This window comes from Marinococcus luteus, from assembly GCF_034497705.1.
Taxonomy (GTDB): domain Bacteria; phylum Bacillota; class Bacilli; order Bacillales; family Marinococcaceae; genus Marinococcus; species Marinococcus luteus_A.
The window spans coordinates 264,615-286,991 of the sequence record NZ_JAXRUV010000003.1; the positions used below are offsets into that span (position 1 = coordinate 264,615).

Consider the following 22,377-nt stretch of genomic DNA (forward strand, 5'->3'; position numbering starts at 1 on the left):
TGTTACTCATGGATTTCTTCTTTATATTTCGCCTCGCGTGGCCATATAAAGTACGTAATGGAGATAACTAAATCGATCACTACGATGAGAGACCATAATTTAATCGTGCCGCTCAATGCTTCAGTTCTGTCTGCGTTATTAACAAGAAAAATAACTCCCCACAGCAGTCCCGTTCCCAGCACATATGCCAATACGTGTTTGACCCAGTCCTTAAAGTATTTCCAGGAGTAGGCATAGCCGTAGAGCCTGGGCGGCTTGTTACCCTGTCTCATAATATAATATCTGAACCGTTCGTCGGCCCAGCGGATCATCTGCTTGCCAAAAACAACGGATACTGCAATATAAATGGCAGCAATGGCATGAGCCGTGGTTGCTCTTGCCCCGCCCATAAGATCTACGGAGGCCGCAACCAGCAGCACCAGGTCCAGGATGGGCGTTAAGGCGAGAAAAAATAAACCCAGTCTGGGCATTTGAAACACGTAACGAATAATTAATCCGGCACCAATAACCAGCCAGAAGGCTATTTCGATCCCGATAATCAACAGCAGTATGAAGTTCATCTATCCTCCTCCTTAAGCCAGGAATGGACTTCGGCACGAATCAGTTTAATAATATTTGTATTATCTATGCGGTCAGGGGTTAACCATTTATGCAGGGCCAGGCCGTCAACGAGGGCATGAGCACGCATAGTAGTGAGCTCGGCAGGAAGGTCCTCCTGTAGCATTTGTTTTTCGTTTAAGTACTGTAAGGACTTTTGAATGAGCATTCGTATCTCATCTCCCATGGAACCCGTCCCTGCTGCATGGATTTCGTATTGAAAAGCCATCCACACCTCCATATCCGCGTAGCGGTCATCATCCAAAGGGAGGACTGCGAGTATTGCCTGAATGACCTGCTCCTTTTCGGTGACATTTTCCTGCCCGAATATCTCCTGAATTCTTTGGGCAACTTTATGATTTACTTTTTTCATGACTGCATCGAGCAGCGAGCTGTGAGTAGGGTAGTAGTAGCGGATCTGCCCCGGGGTCATTTCTGCGAGCTTTGCGATATTTCTTACCGTCGCGCCTTTCGCCCCGCTGTTCACAATGGACTGCCATGCATATTCAATGATCTGCTCCTTTTTCTTTTCGTGGTCAATGAGTTTTGGCATAGTACACCCCGATATTTAGAAAGTAATGTAAGTGTATCATTTTTTAATACAAGTGTGTTAAAAAGAAAAAGAAATTTCTGGAACATTCCGTAAAACAAATCTCCCAGGTTAAACGAACAGTGGTATAGTGGGCGTATAGAAGTGTTCAAGGCATAAGAAATGAAAATAAAGGAGGTGGCTGAATGAAAAGTGAGAAGCAAAAAATGATGAACGGAGAGCTGTTTCTGCCGCACGATCCTGAACTCGCAGCGGAGCGGCTGGAGGCGAAGCTGCTGCTTGAAGAGTATAATTCCATCAGTGTCCGGGAGAGGGAAAGAAGCAATCAGCTGCTACAGGAAATCGTAGGAACAATGGGGGAAGAAGCCCGGATTAGTCCACCGTTCTGGTGTGACTATGGCTATAATATTTACCTTGGCAACCATTTTTTCGCCAATTTCAACTGTGTGATGCTCGATGAGGCGCCAATTACGTTCGGTGACGGAGTGATGCTGGGCCCGGGCGTGCACATATACACCGTAAATCATCCGATGGAGGAAGTGTCCCGCGCGACGCTCCAGGAATACGGATCGCCAGTGACGATCGGACATAATGTGTGGATCGGTGGAGGAGCCATCATCAATCCCGGCGTTCGCATTGAAGACGGCGCAGTTATCGCTTCGGGAGCAGTCGTTACCAAAGACGTTTCTGCCCGTACGCTTGTGGGAGGGAACCCGGCGCGTCTTATTAGGCTTTTGGACCAATGAATCTTACCGGCAATTAAGTGAATTTATTTTTAGGGGGTTTTACTTTGAAACGAGCATTGTTTCTGCTTTTAGATGAGTATGCTGACTGGGAAGCCGCTTACCTGTCGGCCACATTGAACGAAGGTAAGGAGTGGACGGTTAGTACAATTTCTCTGCATGACCAGGTTACATCTATCGGAGGCTTTAAAACAGCGGTAGATTATAAAATCAACAACCATCCGGATTTCGATTTGCTCGTATTAATAGGCGGGAACAAGTGGGACGTTGAAAGCAATGATATTTTCAATTTAGTGGGCGAAGCGATCACTAAAAATACTCCGGTTGGGGCCATATGCGGAGCGGTAGATTATTTAGCAAGGAATGGATTTTTAAATCATTTCAGACATACCGGCAATTCGGCTTACTTCTGGCAGGACTACGAAAGCTATAATCCCGATGCAGAGTTTATGGAAAAGCAGGCTGTCAAAGATAAAAACCTGGTGACTGCAAATGGAACGGAGCCTATAGAGTTCACTGAGCTGGTTTTGCACATGGTGAATTTTGACACAGCAGAAGAAATTGAAAAGACAATGTATATGTACCGCTACGGCTATTACGAATACGCTGAAAAATACGGAAGCCCCTTCTCGTAAATGAGCCTTCAGAAAAAATAATAAAACCACTACTGGAAAAAATTAATTGAAAACCGTCTCGATGAGTTTTATAAGCACTATGGCTGCCGAAAAAAGCCATGGTGCTTATTTTGAATTGTCGGAGCCGGCGGTTACTTATCTCACTGTTTCAACTAATACAGAACTAATAATTAGCCGGGCCTCCTAAACCTTCGCGAAGTTTTGATTTATCAGTCAGGTCTGTAGACAGGTGGTTTACACGGGAATTACGGCGGGTATCAATTATTTTAAATGTTAATGAGAGAGTTCTGGAGCGGTCTATTCCATATGTTAAGCCGCTGTTGAATAAGGAAGGAGCCCCCGTCGTGGATAATCAAAAACCAAGAGTAGGCTTTGTCTTTTATGGAGCCTTAGTAATACTACTTATTATGGCAGTTGTCGGAGTTACGATACCGAAATCGTTTTTTAATGCAAGCTCTGTGGTAAGAGAATTTGTATCGGTTCATTTTGGATGGTATTATCTTTTAATTGTCTCAGCATGCGTACTTTTATGTTTTTATTTTATTTTCAGCCGTTATGGAAATATCCGGCTTGGAAGGCCGGAGGACCGGCCGGAATACAGCTATCCCACCTGGTTTGCGATGCTTTTCAGCTCAGGCATGGGAGTCGGGCTTGTATTCTGGAGCGGGGCAGAAACGGTCTCGCACTATGCGACGAATGCCCCGGAAGCAGAGGTTGGAACAAACCAGGCTCTTGTTGATTCGATGCGCTATATGTTTCTGCACTGGGGAATACACCCGTGGGCGATTTATGGTATTACCGGCATTTGTTTTGCCTACTTCACATTCCGTCGGGGAGCGCCTGGCATGGTGAGTGCCATGCTCAGCCCGATTATGAACGAAAAAGGCATCGGCGGAAAAATAGTGGATATTATCGCCCTGATTACAACAGTGTCGGGGATTGCCACTGTCCTTGGTATCGGTGTGGCCCAAGTGTCCGGCGGTATGTCCTACTTGTTTGGTACCCCGAACAATTACACGATGCAGTTGATTGTGATTGTTGTTATTACTGCCATGTTTTTAGTGTCGGCATATACCGGCTTAAACAAAGGAATTAAATCCTTAAGTAATGCAAACATCTATTTAACAATCATTCTGTTTATTTTAATGCTTTTTGTCGGACCCACGTTATTTTCCATGAATTTGTTCACGAATACACTTGGTACGTATATACAGACGCTTCCGCGGATGAGTTTTCAGATAGCTCCGACATCTGAAAGTACAAGAGAGTGGATTAATACATGGACGATTTTCTACTGGGCCTGGTGGATTTCATGGACGCCTTTTATAGGGATATTTATTGCACGTGTGTCGAGAGGACGTACACTGAAGGAGTTTACGATCGGTGTTATTCTGGTGCCGTCGATTGTCAGCTTCATCTGGTTCTCGTTGTTTGGCGGGGCTACGTTAAATGTCCAGAGCACCGGTATGGCAGACATTGCTTCATTAGCTCCTGAAGAAGCTATTTTCGGCGTGTTTGAGCAATACCCGCTCAGTACCGTTATGTCTACGATTGCACTGCTGTTAATTGTTTCATTCTTTATTACTTCGGCAGACTCTGCCACATTCGTGTTGGGTATGCAGACGTCCAACGGAGCAATGAATCCTTCGGCTGTGGTGAAGTTCACCTGGGGGATCATGCTTTCTGCTACAGCGGCCGTCCTGCTTTATTCCGGAGGGATCGATGCGCTGCAGAACGTCATGATTATCTCGGCGCTCCCGTTTTCCGTCGTGATGATACTGATGGTATACTCGCTGTTTAAAGCACTCCGGGAAGAAAAAGATATTGAAACAAAGGATAAAAGCAAAAATACCGATAAACCGGATAAAGCTTCCTGAACTAGTTTGGAGAACTCCCGATAAAATTGGGAGTTCTTTTTTTTATGTGAAGCTATTTTACAGGTGAAGTCCGAAATCCTTTATTGTCGGTGGGATTCAGCTTCCTGCTGGAGCCACGAGTTCTACTTTAATTCGGTCTGGATCTTCAAAATAGAGGGCGTAGTGATCTTTTCCTCCGGCAAAGGGATGCAGGTCTTCATAAAGAATAGGTATGTCCGCTGCCCGCAGCTGCCTGGTCATTTGATCCACATGAGATGTCGACCGGGCATGGAAAGCAATATGGTTTAACCCTGTCCGGCACCGGTGATAAGAAACATCTAGAAAGCGATCCTCCGTTTGAACAAATACGATGTAGGAGGAATCCAATTTAAAGCTGATCCCCTCCGGCCATTGCTGAAAGACGTGATAGCCAAGGTCTTCGAGCAGCCAATGCCAAAAGGCCTTCGACCGTTCGAGGTCGGATACATAAAGCTCGATATGATGAATGTGCCCGGTCATAGATTCTCCTAGTTTCTTCTATATTTTATTATGCTTCATATTCAGCTAGTGTCTCGATTATCCGGGTAATGTCCTCTAAGCAATTTGTACTGGCGTGAGCACTGGAAGAGGAGTCCGTCGTTTTGTGAATCGTGAGCATACCTAGTTTTTTAGCAGGGGAAATATCCGCTTTAAGATCATCTCCGATAAATACTGTGTTTACAGCTTGAATTTGAAAGTAATCCAGGGCATATTGGAATATTTGCGGATTGGGTTTGCGAATATTGAGCTGATCCGAGGTGACGATGAGATCCATATATTGTTCAATGGCTAGAGAAGTTATCTTGTGACGCTGGTAAAAATCACGGCCGTTAGTAATAATTCCTATTTTATAATTTTCTTTATTTAAAATTGCCAGCATATTGTGTAGTCCTGGGAAACCTTCGCTGAATTCTGGGAGGCGTTCATTTAAATGTTGTAATAACTCCCCGAGAAGGACCTCCGGAATACTACATTTACGACCGATTTCCTGATAAACGACAGCTTTAGGCAACAGCTGATTATTCAGAGATACAAAGCTATTTTGAAATGTCCCCAGATCTGCATAACGATGCAGTGCAAATTGAGTGTGCTGATATTCAGAAAAAACCGCCAGTGTCTTTTGTTTGTCGAGCAGTGTTTGGTCTAAATCAAATAAAACAACTTTAGTGGCCAAAGGAAAGCCTCCAATAAAATTCAATTTTCCTGAAAAACAGACAAACAACCCTCCCTTTCCCTATTTATTGTAAAAAAGTATCATAGAGGGAAGATAAAGTAAAATGAACATCTGAAAACATCTTCCCACGGGGAGGAACATACATGAATCCATGAAAAAGTTTTCTGCTGCTTGCGGTATTGCCTTCTGCAGGATGTGCGGCAGATGAGAAGGACAATGGAACATTGAAGTGCCGGAAGAAAAGAAGCAGACCATTCAAACCGATGGCACGGTGCTTCAAGCCGTCGCTGATGAACCTCCAGCAATAGAAGCCGAAAGCGGAGACTCGGTGGAGATCCATTTTGAGAACGACCGGAGCCCGGACCGAATCGTTGGCTGGTGGAGACGCGGGGAAGCACGAGAAAAAACTGAAACAATTGAAAAAAAAATCTTTGGATCTGCCGGAAAAGGCCGGAACGTATATACATGAAATGGGTACTCAGTGGTCCGGCTCAGGTTACGAGGGAGAGGTCACGTACGCAGTTGGAGTGAAAATTCTTGAATGAAGAGCCATATATCAGAACTGCACAAAATAGCAGTGATCTGTTATTCAGGAAAACTGGGCATACCATTGCCGAAGCAGGTTGATATTTGCCTGATGGTACCGGCTGTGATCGGCCATGTGCCAGAGTCCCCAGCGTATTGTAGCTTGTTTTTCGTTTTCATGGCCAAATGAGACAAGGGCAGTTAAATCCTGATCGGTCAGCTGGGCGCAGACATCAGCCAGTTCATTGATTATTTGTTCGTAATGAGATAAGAGCGTCTTCAGGGAATATCCCTGCACAAGAGGGAGATGTCCATGGATATCCCTAGCCGGTCCATAAGAGTTTTCCAGGTATAGTGGAAAATCTTCGCCTTTGATTCGGTATACCCAATGAACATCCACGTATGTAAGGTGATTGATAAGCTGAGCGGTGCTATTGAATCTGCCGGAAGGTCCTTTATATTCCAGTTCGTCCTGGGTCATTCCCTTAGTGATGGATATTAACCGCTGGTTATTTTCTTTAACCGTACTGTACAGCATCCCTACTATAGGAGCCATACGTTTTTCGCCTGGCAAATCAAAAACCATGACTCTACCTCCTTAGTATTGAATTTTGAATAAGCAAAGTTATCATTTCCAAAGGCGGGTATTTTCATTCTGCTGCTATAAATTTTAACAGAGGGGGAGGCAGAAAATGAAGACGCTTCAGGTTCACCACTATGATGCGTTTAGTGTAATTCCATATAAAGGAAATCCGGCAGGCGTCGTTTTCGACGGAGACAACGTCACAGAAACAGAAATGCAGTCAGTGGCGTGTCAGGTCGGTTTTAACGAAACGGCCTTTGTATTACCTTCCGAATCAGCAGATATACGTCTGCGCTTTTTTACCCCGGGACACGAAATGAATTTGTGCGGTCACGCTACGCTGGCTTCGGCTCATGCATTAAAAAGCAAAGGAGTGCTTAGTAATAAAGAACGTATCACGGTGGAGACGAAAGCTGGAATTATCACCGTCACGATACAAACGTATGCCTATCAGCAGCACACAATGACGATGACCCAGGCGTCGCCAAAGTTTGAAATGTTTCATGGATCCCGGGCTTCTCTGGCTGCTTCGGTGGGGATAGAAGAAAAAGATATTCACGCTGAACTGCCCATCGTCTATGGAAATACTGGAACTTGGACGCTGCTGGTGCCGGTTGCTCACATTAGCAGCTTTGAAAAAATGAGACCTGATAATTCAGCATTTCCATCGATTCTCACAGAAATGCCGAAAGCGTCCGTTCATCCGTTTTGCCTGGAAACCTATGATAAAACGGCGGATATGCATGCGAGGCACTTTTCCTCGCCGTATTCAGGCACCGTGGAAGACCCTGTCACAGGAACAGCCTCCGGAGTCATGGGAGCTTATTGGGCGGCGTATATTGATGAACACCTTCAACCACCTCTACAGGTTACCGTAGAGCAGGGACAGGAGATGAATAAAGATGGGCGGGTTCACGTGCAGGTGGTAAAACATCAGGATAATATTGATGTGAGTATTGCCGGCCATGCGGCGTATGTGACCAGCTTTAATGTCACTGTATAAGGAAAGAATTTTCGGAAGACCAAAAGGAGCAGGGAATGAGTGAACTGGAAGGCAACAAAGTATTTTTAAGACAAGCCAACGAGACCGACATGAAGCAGTTGTACGAATGGAAGTACATTGACGGGCATCAGGAAGCAAAAAAATGGAATGCTCCGTATATCGAGGAAGAAGCTATTTTCTTTTCCGCCTATCAGGAGCAATGGCAGGCAGAAATTTTTCCCGATATCCCTGCGGCACTGGCAATTATCGCTGACCAGCGGACGATTGGTTATACAGGAGCTTACTGGGTAGACGCCAATACGTACTGGATGGAAACAGGTATTGTCATTTACGATCCTGCCTATTGGAACGGAGGCTACGGAACAGAAGCTTATCGCTTATGGATCGATTATCTATTTCACCACACGGATCTTCATCGTTTGGGAACGTCCACCTGGTCGGCGAACGAACGCATGATGCAGGTGGCCAAAAAATTAGGAATGAAGGAAGAAGCCCGTATCCGGGATGCGAGGTACTGGCAGGGAAGCTATTATGATTCCATAAAAATGGGGATATTGAGAAGAGAATGGGAAAGCATGAAAAATGATGATTGTTAAAAATTCAAATAAGCAGAGTTAAAATATACATTTTTCTTAAAGCCAAAGCCGTTCGGAATCAGTCGTATGAGCGTATTTAACTTAGGAAGGTGCTATTATGCAGCAGTCACCGGTTTATTTGTTTCGATGGATGTGGATTTCCTGGCTGCCTATCACCATCATTGCACTTTTGGGAGTCATTCAATTACCCGGGCTTCAATGGGTGGGTGGACTGATTGGGTCTGTTGCAATGGTCTGCCTTTTTCTCTTTCTGGACCGGAGAGGGAGCAAAAAGCATCAACATGAGGAGGACGAGTCCTGACATATGGAAAGGATTGAGAACATAAAGAGCGAGGGGGCCTCCAATAGATATCTTTAGTGTGATCGCGGTCGTTTTATTTTCAATTTTTCTTGGTTTGCTTCCGGTAGCTTTTTTTGTTTATCCATATTGGCTTCAGAAGCAGTCCGCGCGGGCTGTAGAAGTAAAAACGTACGGCATGACGCTCCTCATTTTCGCATTAATGATCCTGTCCGGATATGTGGCGTTTTACATATAAATGCCTGAGGTTTAAATATATTTTAAGAAAAAGTGATATTCGATAATCAAGACCTGTCATTTGTTAGAGATAACAGTAGCGGAGGTGCACAAATGAGCGAAAACAAAGAAGAGGAAGAAAGAAAAAGAGAAAGGCTGAGACAGGAAGAGTTAAAACGAAACCCCACCGGTAATATGAATGATTCCTTTCACCGGGGAGGGAACGGCAGTATTGTAGACCTCGTTACTGGATTAGGCTAGAAGGGAACAGGAATACTTATTCTTGTAATGATAGTGGGGTTCATAGCCACTACATTTCTCTTCGGTTAAAATAAAGGAGGGAAATTATCATGAGACACATGATGAAATGGACAATCTTCACGACTGCTGCTGCCGGTATGATCATGACGCCGGCCGGAGTCCTGGCATCCAATGAAAATGGCGAAGCAGATGAACTAAATATGAACGTACATACGACAGTAGCCTCGGAGATGGTGATGACAAATGAGGACCCAGGAAAGAGCATAGCGATCATGCGGGCAGCTTTAAACGCGCATGGATATTTAATGGCTGTTGAGAGTATATTTGGGCCGAATACATGGGATTTTCTCGCTGAAGATCAAAGCATTGAGAATGAAAATGAAAGCGGAAATTTATCACCGAACGAAAAACAGGAAGTGGCGGTAGCTTCAGGGGAAGAAGCCATTGAAACAGTGAAGCAGAATGAAGACATTGGCGAAGATATACGGTTCGATGATCTTGGCGGTGACTTGCAGGAAGACGGACAGGGAGCCTATTATACAGTTCAATTAACATCACAAGAGCTTTCAGAAGCAGGAGGGACGGGGACCGTGGGCCGGTTTAAGGTATATCAGAACGGAGAGTATACCTCCGTCTATGGAGAGGAGCAGAATACAGGCAGCAATCAGGAGCAGGACACAGATGAAGATACTGAACGCTACGTAAATGCCCGCTTTGGCTACCAGATCGATTATCCGGCGGACTGGAAACCGCAGCCGGAAGCGGATAACGGGGACGGGAGAGTTTTACAAGTTTTTGACGAGAGCAAAAACGTTCTTGTATTTGGAAGTCATGAGGATAGTGATAAGGCGGAAGTGACAGAAAGCAGCTCGTACAAAGAGATGGAACTTGAAAAGGGCGGCAAGGGCTATTATCAGCTATCCGAGGAAGAGGAGAGCTTTACTTTCTCCATGCGGGTGTTTGAAAACGATAATAGGTACGGATTTGAAGCAGAAGTGCCGGAAGAACAGGGCGCCCCGTCACAGGAAGAGATTCAGGATATTGCTAAAACATTTACTGTGTCTGACTCCGAAGAAGAATAGAAAAAGCGGAGGCGGCGGTTATGCTATCTCCGCCTTTTAAGAAGTGCTCCTAAAACTTTTCAATTAAGCCAACCTGTTAATCATCTGATTTTCTGTTTGTAACCAATTCAAAATACACTACGCTAATAAATGCCATTGCGATTACTGTGTAAAAAACAATAGTTTTTGATTAAAAATGTAGAATAGAATAAGTATTATCAATTTTGCTCTTTGTTAAAGTTAAAAAGAATTAGTGGAATTTATGTCAAAGGGGAGAAATAAAAAAATGAAGGTTATGACCATATGTCATCAGGTATTTTGCATTGTAGTTCTTATTTTAATGGGTTTGGATTTTACAGGAGTTATTACTATACCCTTCTGGCTTTTTAATGGGCTGGTGGCTGTATTGCTTATATCGACAATTATTATTTGGATAGACCAGAGAAAGAAACAAAAAGCAAACATTGAGTCGTGAGTTATTTTTATAGTGTGGCTGTATTAGACATTTTCGAGGAGGGAGCTGAACATGAAAAATAAGTATGTGCGATTTCTGGTATATTTTCTTTTTGGTATGATTGTGGGAGTATTGTTACTTCAATTGATAAATTAATAAGGCGAACTGCTACGCTTTGGAGACAATTTTTTTGATAAAAGGAGAAGTATATATGGCTGTTTTTTACGCCCTGGGCAGCATAGCCTCCGCAATATTTCTTTATTACTGGGGCAAAAAATCGAATGAAAATAAGAGTTAAAAGATGGATGTTAATTAATAAAATCTCCCTTCTTTCAGTCCTTTATCATTTCATAAATAGCGATCCCTATCCATCCCAGTCCCGTACCTAACCAGATAAAAAATGTTAAAACAGCGTAAGCAATGCCTGTAAAAGGATCATCCGGGCCCAGAAAACTGTAAATAATAATTCCTATTCCTCCAAGTATCAATAAAGCAGTCAAAATATGCACAAATCTCTCTGTCTTCGGCAATAGGTAGCTGAAAAATATGATGGCGCCGATAGTAATTAAAATCGCAAAAAAGAACCCATACTGCGCTATAAATGTCATGGTCTGTACCTCCCATAGGTGTGCTTTAATGATGTTCATGCTGTTAATACCTAATTTTACCATTTATTTAAGGACTCGGTCTGTTTTTAAAAGTCCGGGTCTTTAAAATTATGTTTATACCCCAGGGGACTCCAAAGCATTGCTGAATACGGACAAGTTGGAATAATGTTAAAGTCGCTCCCTTTTCTTTATAATGAAAGAAAAGAAACTAAAGGGGACCTATATGAATAAAAAACGGTGGTTTTTTAGTATAACGGCAGTTCTTCTTCTGGCTGGCGGCTGGTATTTGTATCAGGCGTTTACGGCCTCGGAATATGAAGAAGTGGTCGCGACGGAACAAACGGAGCTGCAGGGGGATTTGGAAGGGATGGAGCAGGCTACGTTTGCAGGGGGATGCTTCTGGTGCATGGAGCCGCCGTTTGAATCCCAGCCCGGAGTTGTAAGCGTGATTTCCGGCTATACGGGCGGGGATGAAGAAAATCCTACGTATGACGAAGTGGCGAACAAAGAAACGGGTCATCAGGAAGCGGTTCAAATTACGTATGATCCTGAAAAAATCAGCTACGCAGACCTTCTGCAGATTTTCTGGCGCCAAATTGATCCTACAGATGATGAAGGACAGTTTGTGGATAAAGGAGAGCCGTACTTGTCTGCCGTATTTTATCATGACGAGGCCCAGCGGCAGGCAGCGGAAGCGTCATTAATAGAGATGGAGAACTCGGGCCGGTTTGATGGAGAGATCGTGACGTCCATTGAAGAATACGATACGTTTTACGAAGCAGAGGCGTACCACCAGGATTATTATAAGAAAAACCCTGGAAGGTACGAATATTACCGTAATAACTCCGGACGCGATGCCTACTTAGACGAGGTATGGGGAGAGGATAAAGAGTACGAAGTAAGCACGGATTCCCCGTTTGCCGTGGAGGATAAAGAAGCTGCCGTGTCTGAACTGAACAGCATGCAGTATGAGGTGACGCAGGAAGACGGGACAGAGCCTGCTTATGATAATGCCTACCATGACAATGAGGAAGAGGGAATATACGTTGATATCGTCTCCGGGGAGCCGCTATTCAGCACGCGCGATCAGTATGACTCTGAAACAGGCTGGCCGAGCTTCACGAAGCCTCTGGAGCTTGGCAATATTACGTATGAAGAAGACGGCGGCATTTTAGGGACGAGCGTGGAAGTGCGCAGCAAGCATGCAGACTCCCATTTAGGCCATGTGTTTCAGGATGGCCCTGAGCCGACAGGCCTCAGATACTGCATGAATTCAGCAGCGATGGAATTTATTCCGGCCGATGAACTGGAAGGTACGGAATACGAAGAGTATGCAGCTGATTTTAAATAGCAGAAAAGTAGTTTCTAAAACTTGTTTTGGAGATTATATGTTCTGTTTAAACAGCAAAAAGCAGTCTCGTATCTCTTGAAAAAGGGAGGCGAGGCTGTTTTTAGAGCACAGGTTACCGATTAAAATATTTAAAACATCTTCTAAATACAGTTATTTGAATTGGTATTTCGGAGAAAAACTTTTATATAAATAACATTCATTCAGGATTCTGATGACGACCGGGAGGCACCTGTTTGGTATGATAAGGGGAACGAAAACTTATCAGGCTTACCGGAAGCTATGGAAAGGAGGAAGCCGTGAATATCATCGAAAAATATCAAACGCTTCTAATTATCATGGCGGTAGGCATAGGTCTGGCTCTGGGTCAGGTGAGGGCGATCGGTACCCACGCGGAGGTACTGATTGTTCCTTTTTTGCTGCTGATGCTGTACGGCTTGTTTTTATCGATTCCGTTAAAGGATCTGCATCAGGCCTTCACACATCGGGTCTTTCTCGGCGTGAGCCTGGGTATCAATTTTATCTGGACCCCCGTGGTTGCCTGGGGTCTTGGCGCCTTGTTTCTGACCGATCATCCAGCCTTGTGGCTCGGATTTATCATGCTGATGGTCACGCCCTGTACTGATTGGTATCTTGTTTTTACATCCATCGCCAAAGGCAATCTCGCATTATCGACGTCGATTCTTCCCCTGAATCTCGTCCTGCAGTTCCTGCTGCTGCCCTTATATCTCTTCTTGTTTGCCGGAACGATCGAAACGGTGGCGCTGCCGACGATCATCGAAAGTGTCCTGCTCGTACTGCTGCTGCCGTTTCTGCTGGCGCAGGGGACCAAGTATCTTTGGCGCCGACAGCCCGAATTTCTGGAGCACAAGCTGCTTCCGTTCTTTTCCCGGGCCCAGATTTTCTTTCTGGCCCTGGCGGTAGCCGCGATGTTTGCTTCTCAGGGGTCGGCGCTCTTAAATAACTTGAGCGTAATTACTATTCTCGTACTGCCTATTATCCTATTTTTTGTCATAAATGTTACGGTCGCCCAAATGACCGGGCGGGCCCTTCGGTTTTCTTACGAGGAAACGGTCAGCCTGACATTAACCACAGTGGCACGAAATTCTCCGGTGGCCCTGGCGATTGCGGTGACCGCCTTTCCGGATGAGCCGCTGGTAGCTCTGGCCCTGGTGATTGGTCCGTTGATCGAGCTGCCGATCCTGGCGGGGGTTGCCCAGGTACTGCTCGCGTTTAGGAGCCGGGACCGCCTGCGCTTCTAATAACGAACATTTCTCACGGAAAATGCCCATGGGATGGAGACCTCATGGACGGCGTACAGCATAGAGGCGAGGCCAACCGTATGCTGGGCGGTTTCTGCTATGAGGATACTTCCATCAGAAAGCGATTATTAAACGTTTGTTAAGATTAACCGGCAAGGGTCGTGAGAGGCCTGCCTGCATGATATATTATTTTCGGGAGCGATACCCCTCCCCATTACTCCCCTTATGTAATGATACCCCGTTAGAAAGCCGGCCGAGAGGGCTGGCTTTCTTTCGTGGCGATTAAAAGGTAAAAGCAAAATTTCATTCATCAGAATTTTATTGGATGAAGCAGAAGATACACAGAACGATGAAAAAAGGAAGCCAAAACCAAAGACGAAAAGGAAAGTAACGAATATTCTGCTGAAGCTGAAAAAGATCGTAGACATAAAAAAATATCAATCAACTTACTTGTCATAGAAAGCTGAGTTTGCTTCAGACCATGGACAAAGGCCATCTCCATTTCTACAAGGAGACGGCCTTTCTGCTTTATTTTTGCTTTGTTTCTTTTTGAATTTTTAACATGGACGATGCATTGCGTTGAAAGGCATAGGGAACGGACACCTCTTCGACTTGGTAACCGGCTAGTCGTAGATCACTCATGATTTTGTCTAAGTAACTGTATCTATGGCCCTCCAAATCTACGAGAGGAAATATCCGAACTTCTTGGTTCGCTACTCGTAATAATTCATTTAAGGTCTCGAGGTGGAAACAATAGTCTAGTCGATCCCCATACATAAATAAAAAATGCGCGGATAATACAACATCAAAGGCCTTGTCCTCAAAGGGAAGCGAAGGTAAGACGGCAGAAACATATCGATGCTTGGATTCTTGCATATCTTTGGTGCAATGATGCAAAGCACTCAACCGATATTGTTTTAGGGTATCAATATCCCCAAAGTATCCCCAGTGATAGTTATTTTTCGCTTTCGCCATATGATGCATGGCATGGTCGATGTCGTATTTTCCTTTTTGTTTTAAATCTTCATCCGGATGATCGTAAGCAATATCGCATGCTGTTACATCCAACCCTAATGTTCGACCAATGGCCGTAAACGAACATGCTCCAGCTGGACAATCAAGAATGGTTTTTCCTTGTAAATAATGCTCGGTAAGAGCAAACATCTCTAAATATTCCTCAAATGTTCGGCCAATAAAAATGATACGGTCTAACTCTAACTTCGTACTCGTCTCGTCTCTACTCAACTCTGCTCACCTCTTCTTCCAAAAGATTACATTTATCATATCATACAAAATGTAAGCGCGATCAATAGAAAAGCACAGATCCTTTCAAGAAATTAAGAACGAGAAAGCGCCTGGTGCTTTCTCGTTTATCGACCCTGGAGGGTCAGATAGCAACCACACCTATCCAAAGTTCATTTTTTATTCATTGAAAATCTACCGATAATCGTCATTATGTAAAAGACGAAGGGTTTTAGACATTAATAATACGCAAGAAAAAAGGTCTTATTGGAAGAGGCCTCTTCTTAGCCTGCTCTACTTGTTCTTTTGTTTTTACTATTGGAACATATGTTATTTTTTCTTTTTGCTTAAGAGAAGGTCATGTTTATAGAATTTGATTTTCACTCAACAGGCTGGATAAACCTATAAAAAATAATGTCGTACCAGCCATCAGAAAGAGGACGGAAAATAAATATTTTCTTTTCATGAATTAAATATAAAGTTGGATAGTCGCAACCCCAGCAAAACTGAAAATCATTGTCAGGAGAAAAATATCATTTCTTGCTTCTATCAAAGTATTAATCATCGTGGTATCAACTTTTATATCATGTTTCGAAAAGGGAATGAACCGTTCCGTTTGATCTGAAAATATATTATTATCATTGGAATACCCATGAGTTGTTTTAGATAATTTTGTAGATTCAAAATGAATCGTTTTCCCATTCTCTAAAACTAACCACATTTTATCTTTGGCAACATCAAGATTTGTTTTTAAGAAACCACTCCTCTGGTCATTCACGTAGACATCCCAGGTAGTACCTATAAGATTTCTATGTAAAGGTTATTGATAAAACGTATAAGCGGGATTGGTTTTCATACTTTTGATTCGAATATTAAAGATACTTGTCGCTCCATTAACTGTTCTTTTCTTCATGGATGAATGCTTTGTATAATTTTCTTATTAAAACAATAGACGCCACTATTCCTACAAAGAGATAAATGAGGAGTGGGGAACCTTCCATTTGCTCCTGAGAAGAATGGGTAAACGTAAACACGATCAAATAAACAGCACCAATGAACATCACTATATCACAAAAAATAGCTACCATACGTTTTATTGACTGCTTGCTACTCATGTTCCGAACTCCTTTTCTACCTTGCTTTGGAACCAAATTTTTTGGCGCTTAGATGACTTTAAAAAGGAATGACCTTCTAATAAAAATTCATGTAAACGAGATTTTCCCTCATTACTTAAGCTATTAATTGGGCGATAGAATTGCTTAATGCTCCAACAATTGTTAAGGAGGGCAACACCAAATAAAATACTTTTTCTATACGATATTCAACATCTTTCAAGCTAGAGGTATAACTCCATATAAGGACAAGATCAATCACAAGAACGACGAAAAAATGTTCCCAACTGTCTCCCATCAAATCCGGGTATAATGTAAAAATAAGGTTCGACAAAAATGTGGGGATGAAAATCAACAAAAGGGAGGCCAGCAATGCTCCCAGTAGATGTTTTTGTTATTTTTCCTGCTTATCCATCATCCATCTCCTGATCCAGATTAATTTTTTGGCGTCCTTCATAGCGGTTACTGGAAAATGATAACAAACAATAGCTGCAGGTGCATTACTTTATCTAATTTTTAACAATTTTAAAACACTAAAAAGCAAAGCCTGGGTGCACGGGCTTTGCTTTCTTATGAAAACGAATGGTAATCATTATTATGTAAAGACTATAATTTTAAAACGTCCATTAAACTGACATAGGATAAAAAAAGGATGGCATAAATGTTAAAATTAGGAACGAACATATTCTTTGTTAGAAGGGGATATTTGATGTTCAAAAATGATAAGGTAAATGTTGTTTGTAACATATTAGGGGCTATTATTACGTTGGGCATGGTGACATCTATATTATATCCAACTCTCGAAGGCTTCATTCCTTGGCTCATTTACAGTTTGATTGTTTTAGGATTTGTATGGTTTTTCATCAAACAATTTTATCGTTGGAAAAATGCTCAAGAGAATTGAAAAATGCTAAAAAATTATGGTCTATTTTTTTGAATAAAAGACTGCTGATAATCGAGATTAGTTAAGAATGCATAGATTGCAAAAATATCAGTTGGAAATGGAGGATTGATATTTTGAAATCAACCATTATATTGATACTTGCATCGAATGAATAAACGCCTGCATCGCTGACGTCAGGTGCTTATCTTTGTGCCAACATATCGAGACCTGAAGAGGGGCCAACGGCGTTGTCAGCGGAACGGATTGAAGCTGCCCCGTACGCAGTTCATCCTGGACGACCAGGCGAGGGAAGAGAGAAGTTCCCAGACTGGTCAGCAGACACTGCTTAATGGCTGGCGCACTTGGCAGCTCTACAGTGGTCGTATGTTCATACGCGTGATAACGAAGGAGACGTTTAAACACTGGGCGCCAGCTACAGGCGTGACTTGTCATCAGCATCAGATCTGTGAGACTCGAATTCTCCTGTGTTTTGAACGAAGCCTGAACCAGCTGAAGCGGTTCTTCGGCTAATGCACGAACCGTTAATTCAGGCGGATGCCAGTCGGGTGATTCGATCAGTAACGCCAGATCATACATGCCTTGCTGCAACTGTTCGGGAATGCGGAGGTAATCGACCCCTGTTACTTTAGGGTATACCTCCGGTTAATCGGATAAAAATTCCCGCAATTTGGTCGGGAGACAATAACTCATCATGGTATCGGTGACTCCGGTTGTTTATGGACCGGCCGGTGTTTGGTCCTCCTGGGCCACCTCGTAGGCCTTTTGGTGACGATGGACCAGATCCAAAACATAAAGGATAGTCGAAAAGAAATTTCTTGTTGAAAACCTTTCCTATGCGTAAGAAAGAGAATCAACTTGTTTTCCCGCTGTCTCTAAAAAAAGATCTCACTCGATTGTATATAGCTCCTTTAATAAAGGTTTTATGTCTGCCAGGAGGGGCAGTGTATATTATTATATGCTAAAAATATTAAAAGCACCGTTCTCCTTAAGAAAAGAGAACGGTGCTATATTTACGTTTATTTGAAGGGACCTTCCAGAACGACTTTACCGATTGTACTTCCCTTTTGAATCTGATTGTAAGCTTCCTTCAACGTTTCCACTGAAATAGGGTGAAGGGTTTTTGTCACTGTGGAATGGATTTTCCCAGCGTCCACCCAATCGGCCAGCTCGTTCAACAGGATATGCTGCTGCACCATATCCGCAGTCTGGAATAGAGACCGGGTGAACATCAATTCAAAAACGAAGGTGACACTTTTGCTGAACAGCGCCGTGTCCAGCGGTTTTTCAGTCGGCAGAATAGAACAAATTTTTCCTTGAGGCAAAATAACATTTGCCATTTCTGCCATATGATCATCGACATTATTTAAACAGAAGATGTAGTCAACACCATTCAGGCCAAGCTGTTCCAGTTGCGGGCCAAACGGCTCGTGATGATTGATGGTTTGATCTGCACCACGGTCTTTAACCCACTCTACAGTCTCAGAACGAGAGGCGGTGCCGATGACTGTTAGTCCAGCCAGCTTAGCAATTTGTACAGCAATAGAACCTACGCCACCTGCGGCTCCGATAATGAGAATGTTCTTCCCGGCATTTTCTGTAGCGTCTTTTGAAATGCCCAGGCGGTCAAAAAGTGCTTCATACGCAGTAATGCTGGTCAGAGGCAGTGCAGCAGCCTGAGGAAAATCAAGACTTTTCGGTTTTCTTCCCACGAGTCGCTCATCCACCAGATGAAACTCGCTTTGGCCACCCGGACGATCGGTCGCCCCGGCGTAAAATACCTCGTCCCCTGCTTTAAATAGCGAACTGTGTTCTCCTGTCGCGACAACGACTCCGGCAACATCACGGCCAACCACTGTAAATGAATCATCCTCTTCCTGTTTTCCGTCACGTGTCCGAATATCAGTCGGGTTACCGGATATCACTTTTACTTCTATAAGTAGATCGTGTCCTGTTGGTGTTGGTTTCTCCTGCTCTATCTGTTTAAAATCAGGTGCTCCTTCTTTAGAGCCCGGCTTATAAAATCCAAAGGTTTTCATTGTTTCCGACTTCATTTCAAATCGCCTCTCCTTTAACGCATGTATTAGTGAGAAAACACTATTTTTATACTACACATTGGAGTTGGATCTTACAAAATATTGGATTTTGAAAGTTGTAATCTCTATCAGCCGCTTTATGTAAATCAAGTGTGAATTGAGTAAGTGGCAAAGGGAAGAAGCGAGAATGAAAAAACGTTTATGTTTCGGATGTACCAGTTTTAGCGTTAGTACATAACTAGTTAAGCCTTACCCGAGGAAAGAACTTTTATTATCCAAATCATAGAGGCTATCATACCGAGTGCTAGCTCCAAGAGAAGACAAATCATCCCCGGGGGGCCATGGAATTTAGGCTGTTAGCCGTCGCCCATAGTCTGCGTAAGAAAAAGGAAACCATGAAAAAAGAAGCCGGAGAACCATCTCCAGCTTCCGCTTCATGAACGATCATTCGCTTTTGAGACAGGCCATTGCTTCTTCTGATTATCGTCTAGCCGTAGAGCAGTGACATCTGTTCTTTCATATAATGCGTACCATTAACAACGTTCTTGGGGCTGACCTGATCGATACGTTCGAGTTCCTCCATCGTGAGAAGGATATCAGTACCAGTCGCATTTTCCTCTAGGTACTTGATCCGCTTCGTACCCGGTATAGGCAGTGCTCCATTGGCTATCGTCCAGGCAATGGCTAATTGGGATGGCGTACAATTCTTCTCCATCGCAATCTCTTTAATCTTGTCCACAACCTCAATGTTCTTCCGGAAATTGTCTCCCTGGAACCGCGGCATACATCTGTGAAGTTCGCCGGAGATAAAGCCCCTGCTCAGTGGACTGTAGGCTACATGGGTAATCCCAAATTCTCTTACAGCAGGGAGTATCTCGTCTTCGATGTCACGGATCCAGAGCGAATACTCACTCTCAAGCACAGAGGTAGGATATTCGGCATGAGCGCGGCGAAGGAAAAAAGCGGAAGCCTCGGACAGATCGAGCACCCGAACCTTGCCTGCCTTGACTAAGTCTGCTATCGCTCCAAACGTTTTCTCTGTCGGGATTTGCGGAGCGACGCGGTGTTGGAAGTATAGATGGATGTTATCCTTATTCAAACGGCGAAGGCTATCTTCCGCTGCTTTCTTAACGTGATCCGGATGGCCGCTGATGCTCTCGTAATTGGGGGTGAGTGGGAACTTGGTAGCGATAATGGCTTGCTCGCGGCGCCCTTGAAGAGCACAGCCGAGCAGCTTTTCGTTATGTCCATTGCCGTATACGTCCGCGCGCCTTTGGCATCAAATTCGATGCCCGGCAAAATAAAATCGATTTCTTTGGCCATACAGTTGGCAATCGCATTTTCACAGCCGACTGGCGAAGCGAACAAGGGGTCTGGAGGGATTATTGGCACCTTCGTCGGTGCCTCCCATATCCCACTGGTTCATCAATCACAATTTTGTACTTTCCGGACGTGATTTCAGTATCCATACCTTTAGATAAGGCGCTAATGTGTTCGATCATAATAGCATCCCTACTGCATGGCATATTTTCTGATCATTAATGATGCTGTTTTTGCTTATAACCCTAGACCTTCTTGTTGAAATTGGGTGTGTAAGCTAGCTTACATTGAGCCCTTAGAATTAATAAAAATGGTTGGCTAATATATTATTTATCTGGGCCGGGATTTTGCCATCTTAGTTGAAGAGTCGGTTTGACCTTCCTATTAGCTCATAGGGTTAGAAGTTTAAACGGTTGAATGAAATGGTATGGAGACAGGCATCTTCATTCACTCACTCGCGCCCTTGGTGAAGCTTTTTTCGCTAAAGTTTATTTTTCCCCTTTTTCGAAACTGATCTCCCAAATAATACTTAAACATAGTAAAGTGTTCTAAGATTTCTTCCTTAACCTTTTGGTTGAACGTCTAAATTTTCAGAGCGTAACAAACGCCTCCTTCGATGTGGCGCACACGTGTTTGGGCTTGATCAATGACGGGGTCCAGTCTTTTGATTTTATGAAGGCTGGCTTTTTTATTTATTTGCATGGTTAAAAATAAAATAAAACAGTAGAAAAGGGAATTTTTATAATAGTGGACGTCAATAATTCGCGATTAAGTTAACGTTGGATGCCCAAGTTGATTACGGTATCGATAAATTCAGGGTTTCGTTTCATGATAATAACCTCCTACTAATGTCAATGAATGCTCTATGAAGAAAAAATGACGTTTTCTTTCAGGCAGTGGGTGATTGCTGTTGCGTATGCTTGAAACAGGGGTGGGCGGACGGGGCCAAGGTGAGCGTGACCGTGGTCATCCATCCGTACCGGTAATAATCGTATTCATATCGGAATACGGTCAAAGACTGCCAAGGGCCCGGCTCAAAAGCGTCACTCACTCGCTTGGGATCCGTTAGGCGGCGCTCAGACGGGCGATGAAAGGGTGACCCGGGAGAGCCACTGGTGGCGGTAATAGGTGTATTCGTACTTGTACGGATGAGGGCAGTAAGCGTGCCAGGGCTTCACGGGTCCATTAAAATGGACCGAAGCCGGATCCTTAAGAGCTTCCACCACGCGGTCCCCATAGGCATGAGCGGGCAGCGGCTGGGTAAACAGGTCCGTGGTGGTGTTCCAGCGGGGATGCCACCACCACTGGTCCGAATATGTCAAGGTGTGCAGGCTGTCCGCAAACGTGCTTCCGTGGGTGGTCATATGCGTGGACAGGGAGGTGGACAGATATCGGGCTTTCCACTGCAGGACGTTGATCATCACTAGGCCCGGATCCAGGGCCCCGTGAGCCCGCGGCAGACCCAGGGCGGACGCCCGTTCAGCATCGGGACGCGGTTCGGCTACAGCTACCGCTCTGTCGCCCAGGGGTTCCTCCCACAATGTGGTAATGTCGGTACGGATCAGTGTGTCGCTGTCCAGATACAACAACCGGTCCACGTCCTCCCCCATCAGGTACGGAAGCAGCAGCCGGTACGAAGCGGCCCGGGAGATGTGGCGGTAATGCTCGAGATCGGCCCAGTACCGCTCGGAGTAAAAATCCCACTCGTCGGGGATCAGACGGAGGGTGGTGTCAAAATGTTGAGCGAGCTGTTCCAAGTAGCATTTGTCTTTAAGCGACAGGCCACCGTCGACGATGCAAAAAACCAAACGCTCGGGCTGCGTGGTGTTCGTCAGCAGAGACGTCATGGCGACGCCCAGGGCATCGCCATTTTGATGATCGGCGACCGAAGCAATGGTGTAAGTCGTGGTCATTTTCATAAGTGCTCCTTTCCGGCTGCCGATCGGCAGCCATGCAC

The 22,377-nt window shown here is 44.3% G+C and carries 26 protein-coding genes; 13 read left to right on the plus strand and 13 right to left on the minus strand.

Going from position 1 to position 22,377, the window contains the following annotated elements; genetic code table 11:
• Positions 1–2 precede the first annotated feature (2 nt).
• A complete protein-coding gene (locus Q9M42_RS07635; protein ID WP_322525890.1) occupies positions 3–560 on the minus strand; it encodes a hypothetical protein in 558 nt (185 codons plus the stop codon).
• Positions 557–1,150 (minus strand): TetR/AcrR family transcriptional regulator, encoded by a 594-nt coding sequence (locus Q9M42_RS07640; protein WP_322525891.1) that lies wholly within the window; start codon positions 1,148–1,150, stop codon positions 557–559. The genes Q9M42_RS07635 and Q9M42_RS07640 overlap by 4 nt, the downstream gene beginning before the upstream one ends.
• Before the next feature lie 182 nt (positions 1,151–1,332).
• Between Q9M42_RS07640 and Q9M42_RS07645 the strand changes: the two genes are divergently transcribed.
• The 3 genes from Q9M42_RS07645 to Q9M42_RS07655 all read left to right on the plus strand — a co-directional run bounded on the left by Q9M42_RS07645 (position 1,333) and on the right by Q9M42_RS07655 (position 4,402).
• Positions 1,333–1,893: a sugar O-acetyltransferase gene (locus tag Q9M42_RS07645; protein WP_322525892.1), complete on the plus strand. Its 561-nt coding sequence runs from the start codon at positions 1,333–1,335 to the stop codon at positions 1,891–1,893.
• Between the two features lie 44 nt (positions 1,894–1,937).
• Positions 1,938–2,525, plus strand: a complete 588-nt coding sequence (locus tag Q9M42_RS07650) for a type 1 glutamine amidotransferase family protein (RefSeq protein WP_322525893.1) — start codon at positions 1,938–1,940, stop codon at positions 2,523–2,525.
• A gap of 344 nt (positions 2,526–2,869) precedes the next feature.
• Entirely contained in the window at positions 2,870–4,402 is a 1,533-nt protein-coding gene (locus Q9M42_RS07655) for a BCCT family transporter (RefSeq protein WP_322525894.1), read from the plus strand.
• Positions 4,403–4,498: 96 nt separating this feature from the next.
• Here the strand turns inward: Q9M42_RS07655 and Q9M42_RS07660 are convergent, their stop codons facing one another.
• Complete coding sequence (locus Q9M42_RS07660) at positions 4,499–4,900, minus strand: VOC family protein (RefSeq protein WP_322525895.1); 402 nt, start codon at positions 4,898–4,900, stop codon at positions 4,499–4,501.
• Between the two features lie 28 nt (positions 4,901–4,928).
• Positions 4,929–5,594, minus strand: a complete 666-nt coding sequence (locus Q9M42_RS07665; protein ID WP_322525896.1) for an HAD family hydrolase — start codon at positions 5,592–5,594, stop codon at positions 4,929–4,931.
• A 229-nt stretch (positions 5,595–5,823) separates the two neighbouring features.
• Here Q9M42_RS07665 and Q9M42_RS07670 point away from each other — a divergent pair, with 229 nt between their 5' ends.
• Positions 5,824–6,063 carry a hypothetical protein gene (locus Q9M42_RS07670; RefSeq protein WP_322525897.1) on the plus strand — a complete coding sequence of 80 codons (240 nt, stop codon included), beginning with the start codon at positions 5,824–5,826 and terminating at the stop codon, positions 6,061–6,063.
• A 120-nt stretch (positions 6,064–6,183) separates the two neighbouring features.
• Here the strand turns inward: Q9M42_RS07670 and Q9M42_RS07675 are convergent, their stop codons facing one another.
• The gene (locus Q9M42_RS07675; protein WP_322525898.1) at positions 6,184–6,705 is read right to left on the minus strand and encodes a DinB family protein; all 522 of its coding nucleotides are present in this window, start codon (positions 6,703–6,705) and stop codon (positions 6,184–6,186) included.
• 106 nt (positions 6,706–6,811) lie between these two features.
• Here Q9M42_RS07675 and Q9M42_RS07680 point away from each other — a divergent pair, with 106 nt between their 5' ends.
• The 6 genes from Q9M42_RS07680 to Q9M42_RS07705 all read left to right on the plus strand — a co-directional run bounded on the left by Q9M42_RS07680 (position 6,812) and on the right by Q9M42_RS07705 (position 10,158).
• On the plus strand, positions 6,812–7,705 hold the full coding sequence (locus tag Q9M42_RS07680; RefSeq protein ID WP_322525899.1) for a PhzF family phenazine biosynthesis protein: 894 nt from the start codon (positions 6,812–6,814) through the stop codon (positions 7,703–7,705).
• A 35-nt stretch (positions 7,706–7,740) separates the two neighbouring features.
• Positions 7,741–8,301, plus strand: coding sequence for a GNAT family N-acetyltransferase (locus Q9M42_RS07685; RefSeq protein WP_322525900.1), 561 nt, complete (start codon positions 7,741–7,743; stop codon positions 8,299–8,301).
• Positions 8,302–8,398: 97 nt separating this feature from the next.
• Positions 8,399–8,602: a hypothetical protein gene (locus Q9M42_RS07690; protein WP_322525901.1), complete on the plus strand. Its 204-nt coding sequence runs from the start codon at positions 8,399–8,401 to the stop codon at positions 8,600–8,602.
• Between the two features lie 58 nt (positions 8,603–8,660).
• Positions 8,661–8,837 carry a hypothetical protein gene (locus Q9M42_RS07695; protein WP_322525902.1) on the plus strand — a complete coding sequence of 59 codons (177 nt, stop codon included), beginning with the start codon at positions 8,661–8,663 and terminating at the stop codon, positions 8,835–8,837.
• A 92-nt stretch (positions 8,838–8,929) separates the two neighbouring features.
• Positions 8,930–9,076: a DUF6366 family protein gene (locus tag Q9M42_RS07700; protein ID WP_440972314.1), complete on the plus strand. Its 147-nt coding sequence runs from the start codon at positions 8,930–8,932 to the stop codon at positions 9,074–9,076.
• A gap of 89 nt (positions 9,077–9,165) precedes the next feature.
• On the plus strand, positions 9,166–10,158 hold the full coding sequence (locus tag Q9M42_RS07705) for a hypothetical protein (RefSeq protein ID WP_322525903.1): 993 nt from the start codon (positions 9,166–9,168) through the stop codon (positions 10,156–10,158).
• A gap of 765 nt (positions 10,159–10,923) precedes the next feature.
• On the opposite strand, the gene Q9M42_RS07710 is transcribed toward Q9M42_RS07705, so the two are convergent.
• Positions 10,924–11,199 (minus strand): hypothetical protein, encoded by a 276-nt coding sequence (locus Q9M42_RS07710; protein WP_322525904.1) that lies wholly within the window; start codon positions 11,197–11,199, stop codon positions 10,924–10,926.
• A 223-nt stretch (positions 11,200–11,422) separates the two neighbouring features.
• Between Q9M42_RS07710 and msrA the strand changes: the two genes are divergently transcribed.
• Together msrA and Q9M42_RS07720 are read left to right on the plus strand one after the other, a co-directional pair.
• The gene (gene msrA, locus Q9M42_RS07715) at positions 11,423–12,550 is read left to right on the plus strand and encodes a peptide-methionine (S)-S-oxide reductase MsrA (RefSeq protein ID WP_322525905.1); all 1,128 of its coding nucleotides are present in this window, start codon (positions 11,423–11,425) and stop codon (positions 12,548–12,550) included.
• Positions 12,551–12,846: 296 nt separating this feature from the next.
• On the plus strand, positions 12,847–13,809 hold the full coding sequence (locus tag Q9M42_RS07720; protein WP_322525906.1) for an arsenic resistance protein: 963 nt from the start codon (positions 12,847–12,849) through the stop codon (positions 13,807–13,809).
• A 528-nt stretch (positions 13,810–14,337) separates the two neighbouring features.
• Here the strand turns inward: Q9M42_RS07720 and Q9M42_RS07725 are convergent.
• From Q9M42_RS07725 to Q9M42_RS07735, 3 genes are all read right to left on the minus strand, one after another.
• A complete protein-coding gene (locus Q9M42_RS07725) occupies positions 14,338–15,054 on the minus strand; it encodes an SAM-dependent methyltransferase (RefSeq protein ID WP_322525907.1) in 717 nt (238 codons plus the stop codon).
• Between the two features lie 466 nt (positions 15,055–15,520).
• Positions 15,521–15,829, minus strand: coding sequence for a hypothetical protein (locus Q9M42_RS07730; protein ID WP_322525908.1), 309 nt, complete (start codon positions 15,827–15,829; stop codon positions 15,521–15,523).
• Between the two features lie 115 nt (positions 15,830–15,944).
• The gene (locus Q9M42_RS07735) at positions 15,945–16,166 is read right to left on the minus strand and encodes a hypothetical protein (protein WP_322525909.1); all 222 of its coding nucleotides are present in this window, start codon (positions 16,164–16,166) and stop codon (positions 15,945–15,947) included.
• A 658-nt stretch (positions 16,167–16,824) separates the two neighbouring features.
• On the opposite strand from Q9M42_RS07735, the gene Q9M42_RS07740 reads away from it, so the two are divergent.
• Positions 16,825–17,067 carry a hypothetical protein gene (locus Q9M42_RS07740; protein ID WP_322525910.1) on the plus strand — a complete coding sequence of 81 codons (243 nt, stop codon included), beginning with the start codon at positions 16,825–16,827 and terminating at the stop codon, positions 17,065–17,067.
• A 126-nt stretch (positions 17,068–17,193) separates the two neighbouring features.
• Here the strand turns inward: Q9M42_RS07740 and Q9M42_RS07745 are convergent, their stop codons facing one another.
• The 4 genes from Q9M42_RS07745 to Q9M42_RS07760 form a co-directional block, all read right to left on the minus strand.
• Positions 17,194–17,667, minus strand: coding sequence for a substrate-binding domain-containing protein (locus Q9M42_RS07745; protein WP_322525948.1), 474 nt, complete (start codon positions 17,665–17,667; stop codon positions 17,194–17,196).
• Between the two features lie 416 nt (positions 17,668–18,083).
• Positions 18,084–19,118: a zinc-binding alcohol dehydrogenase family protein gene (locus Q9M42_RS07750; protein ID WP_322525911.1), complete on the minus strand. Its 1,035-nt coding sequence runs from the start codon at positions 19,116–19,118 to the stop codon at positions 18,084–18,086.
• Positions 19,119–19,587: 469 nt separating this feature from the next.
• Entirely contained in the window at positions 19,588–20,334 is a 747-nt protein-coding gene (locus tag Q9M42_RS07755; protein ID WP_322525949.1) for an aldo/keto reductase, read from the minus strand.
• A gap of 1,162 nt (positions 20,335–21,496) precedes the next feature.
• Positions 21,497–22,339, minus strand: coding sequence for a glycosyltransferase family 8 protein (locus Q9M42_RS07760; RefSeq protein WP_322525912.1), 843 nt, complete (start codon positions 22,337–22,339; stop codon positions 21,497–21,499).
• Between the last annotated feature and the right edge of the window lie 38 nt (positions 22,340–22,377).

Excerpts from the sequence above, each read along its gene's own strand:
- Q9M42_RS07685 (WP_322525900.1), top strand. The coding sequence starts at position 7,741 with ATGAGTGAACTGGAAGGCAACAAAGTATTTTTAAGACAAGCCAACGAG.
- Q9M42_RS07710 (WP_322525904.1), bottom strand. The coding sequence starts at position 11,199 with ATGACATTTATAGCGCAGTATGGGTTCTTTTTTGCGATTTTAATTACT.
- Q9M42_RS07660 (WP_322525895.1), bottom strand. The coding sequence starts at position 4,900 with ATGACCGGGCACATTCATCATATCGAGCTTTATGTATCCGACCTCGAA.
- Q9M42_RS07705 (WP_322525903.1), top strand. The coding sequence starts at position 9,166 with ATGAGACACATGATGAAATGGACAATCTTCACGACTGCTGCTGCCGGT.
- Q9M42_RS07750 (WP_322525911.1), bottom strand. The coding sequence starts at position 19,118 with ATGAAGTCGGAAACAATGAAAACCTTTGGATTTTATAAGCCGGGCTCT.
- Q9M42_RS07680 (WP_322525899.1), top strand. The coding sequence starts at position 6,812 with ATGAAGACGCTTCAGGTTCACCACTATGATGCGTTTAGTGTAATTCCA.
- Q9M42_RS07740 (WP_322525910.1), top strand. The coding sequence starts at position 16,825 with ATGTTAAAATTAGGAACGAACATATTCTTTGTTAGAAGGGGATATTTG.
- Q9M42_RS07735 (WP_322525909.1), bottom strand. The coding sequence starts at position 16,166 with ATGAGTAGCAAGCAGTCAATAAAACGTATGGTAGCTATTTTTTGTGAT.
- Q9M42_RS07645 (WP_322525892.1), top strand. The coding sequence starts at position 1,333 with ATGAAAAGTGAGAAGCAAAAAATGATGAACGGAGAGCTGTTTCTGCCG.
- Q9M42_RS07700 (WP_440972314.1), top strand. The coding sequence starts at position 8,930 with ATGAGCGAAAACAAAGAAGAGGAAGAAAGAAAAAGAGAAAGGCTGAGA.
- Q9M42_RS07675 (WP_322525898.1), bottom strand. The coding sequence starts at position 6,705 with ATGGTTTTTGATTTGCCAGGCGAAAAACGTATGGCTCCTATAGTAGGG.
- Q9M42_RS07635 (WP_322525890.1), bottom strand. The coding sequence starts at position 560 with ATGAACTTCATACTGCTGTTGATTATCGGGATCGAAATAGCCTTCTGG.
- Q9M42_RS07690 (WP_322525901.1), top strand. The coding sequence starts at position 8,399 with ATGCAGCAGTCACCGGTTTATTTGTTTCGATGGATGTGGATTTCCTGG.
- msrA (WP_322525905.1), top strand. The coding sequence starts at position 11,423 with ATGAATAAAAAACGGTGGTTTTTTAGTATAACGGCAGTTCTTCTTCTG.
- Q9M42_RS07640 (WP_322525891.1), bottom strand. The coding sequence starts at position 1,150 with ATGCCAAAACTCATTGACCACGAAAAGAAAAAGGAGCAGATCATTGAA.
- Q9M42_RS07760 (WP_322525912.1), bottom strand. The coding sequence starts at position 22,339 with ATGAAAATGACCACGACTTACACCATTGCTTCGGTCGCCGATCATCAA.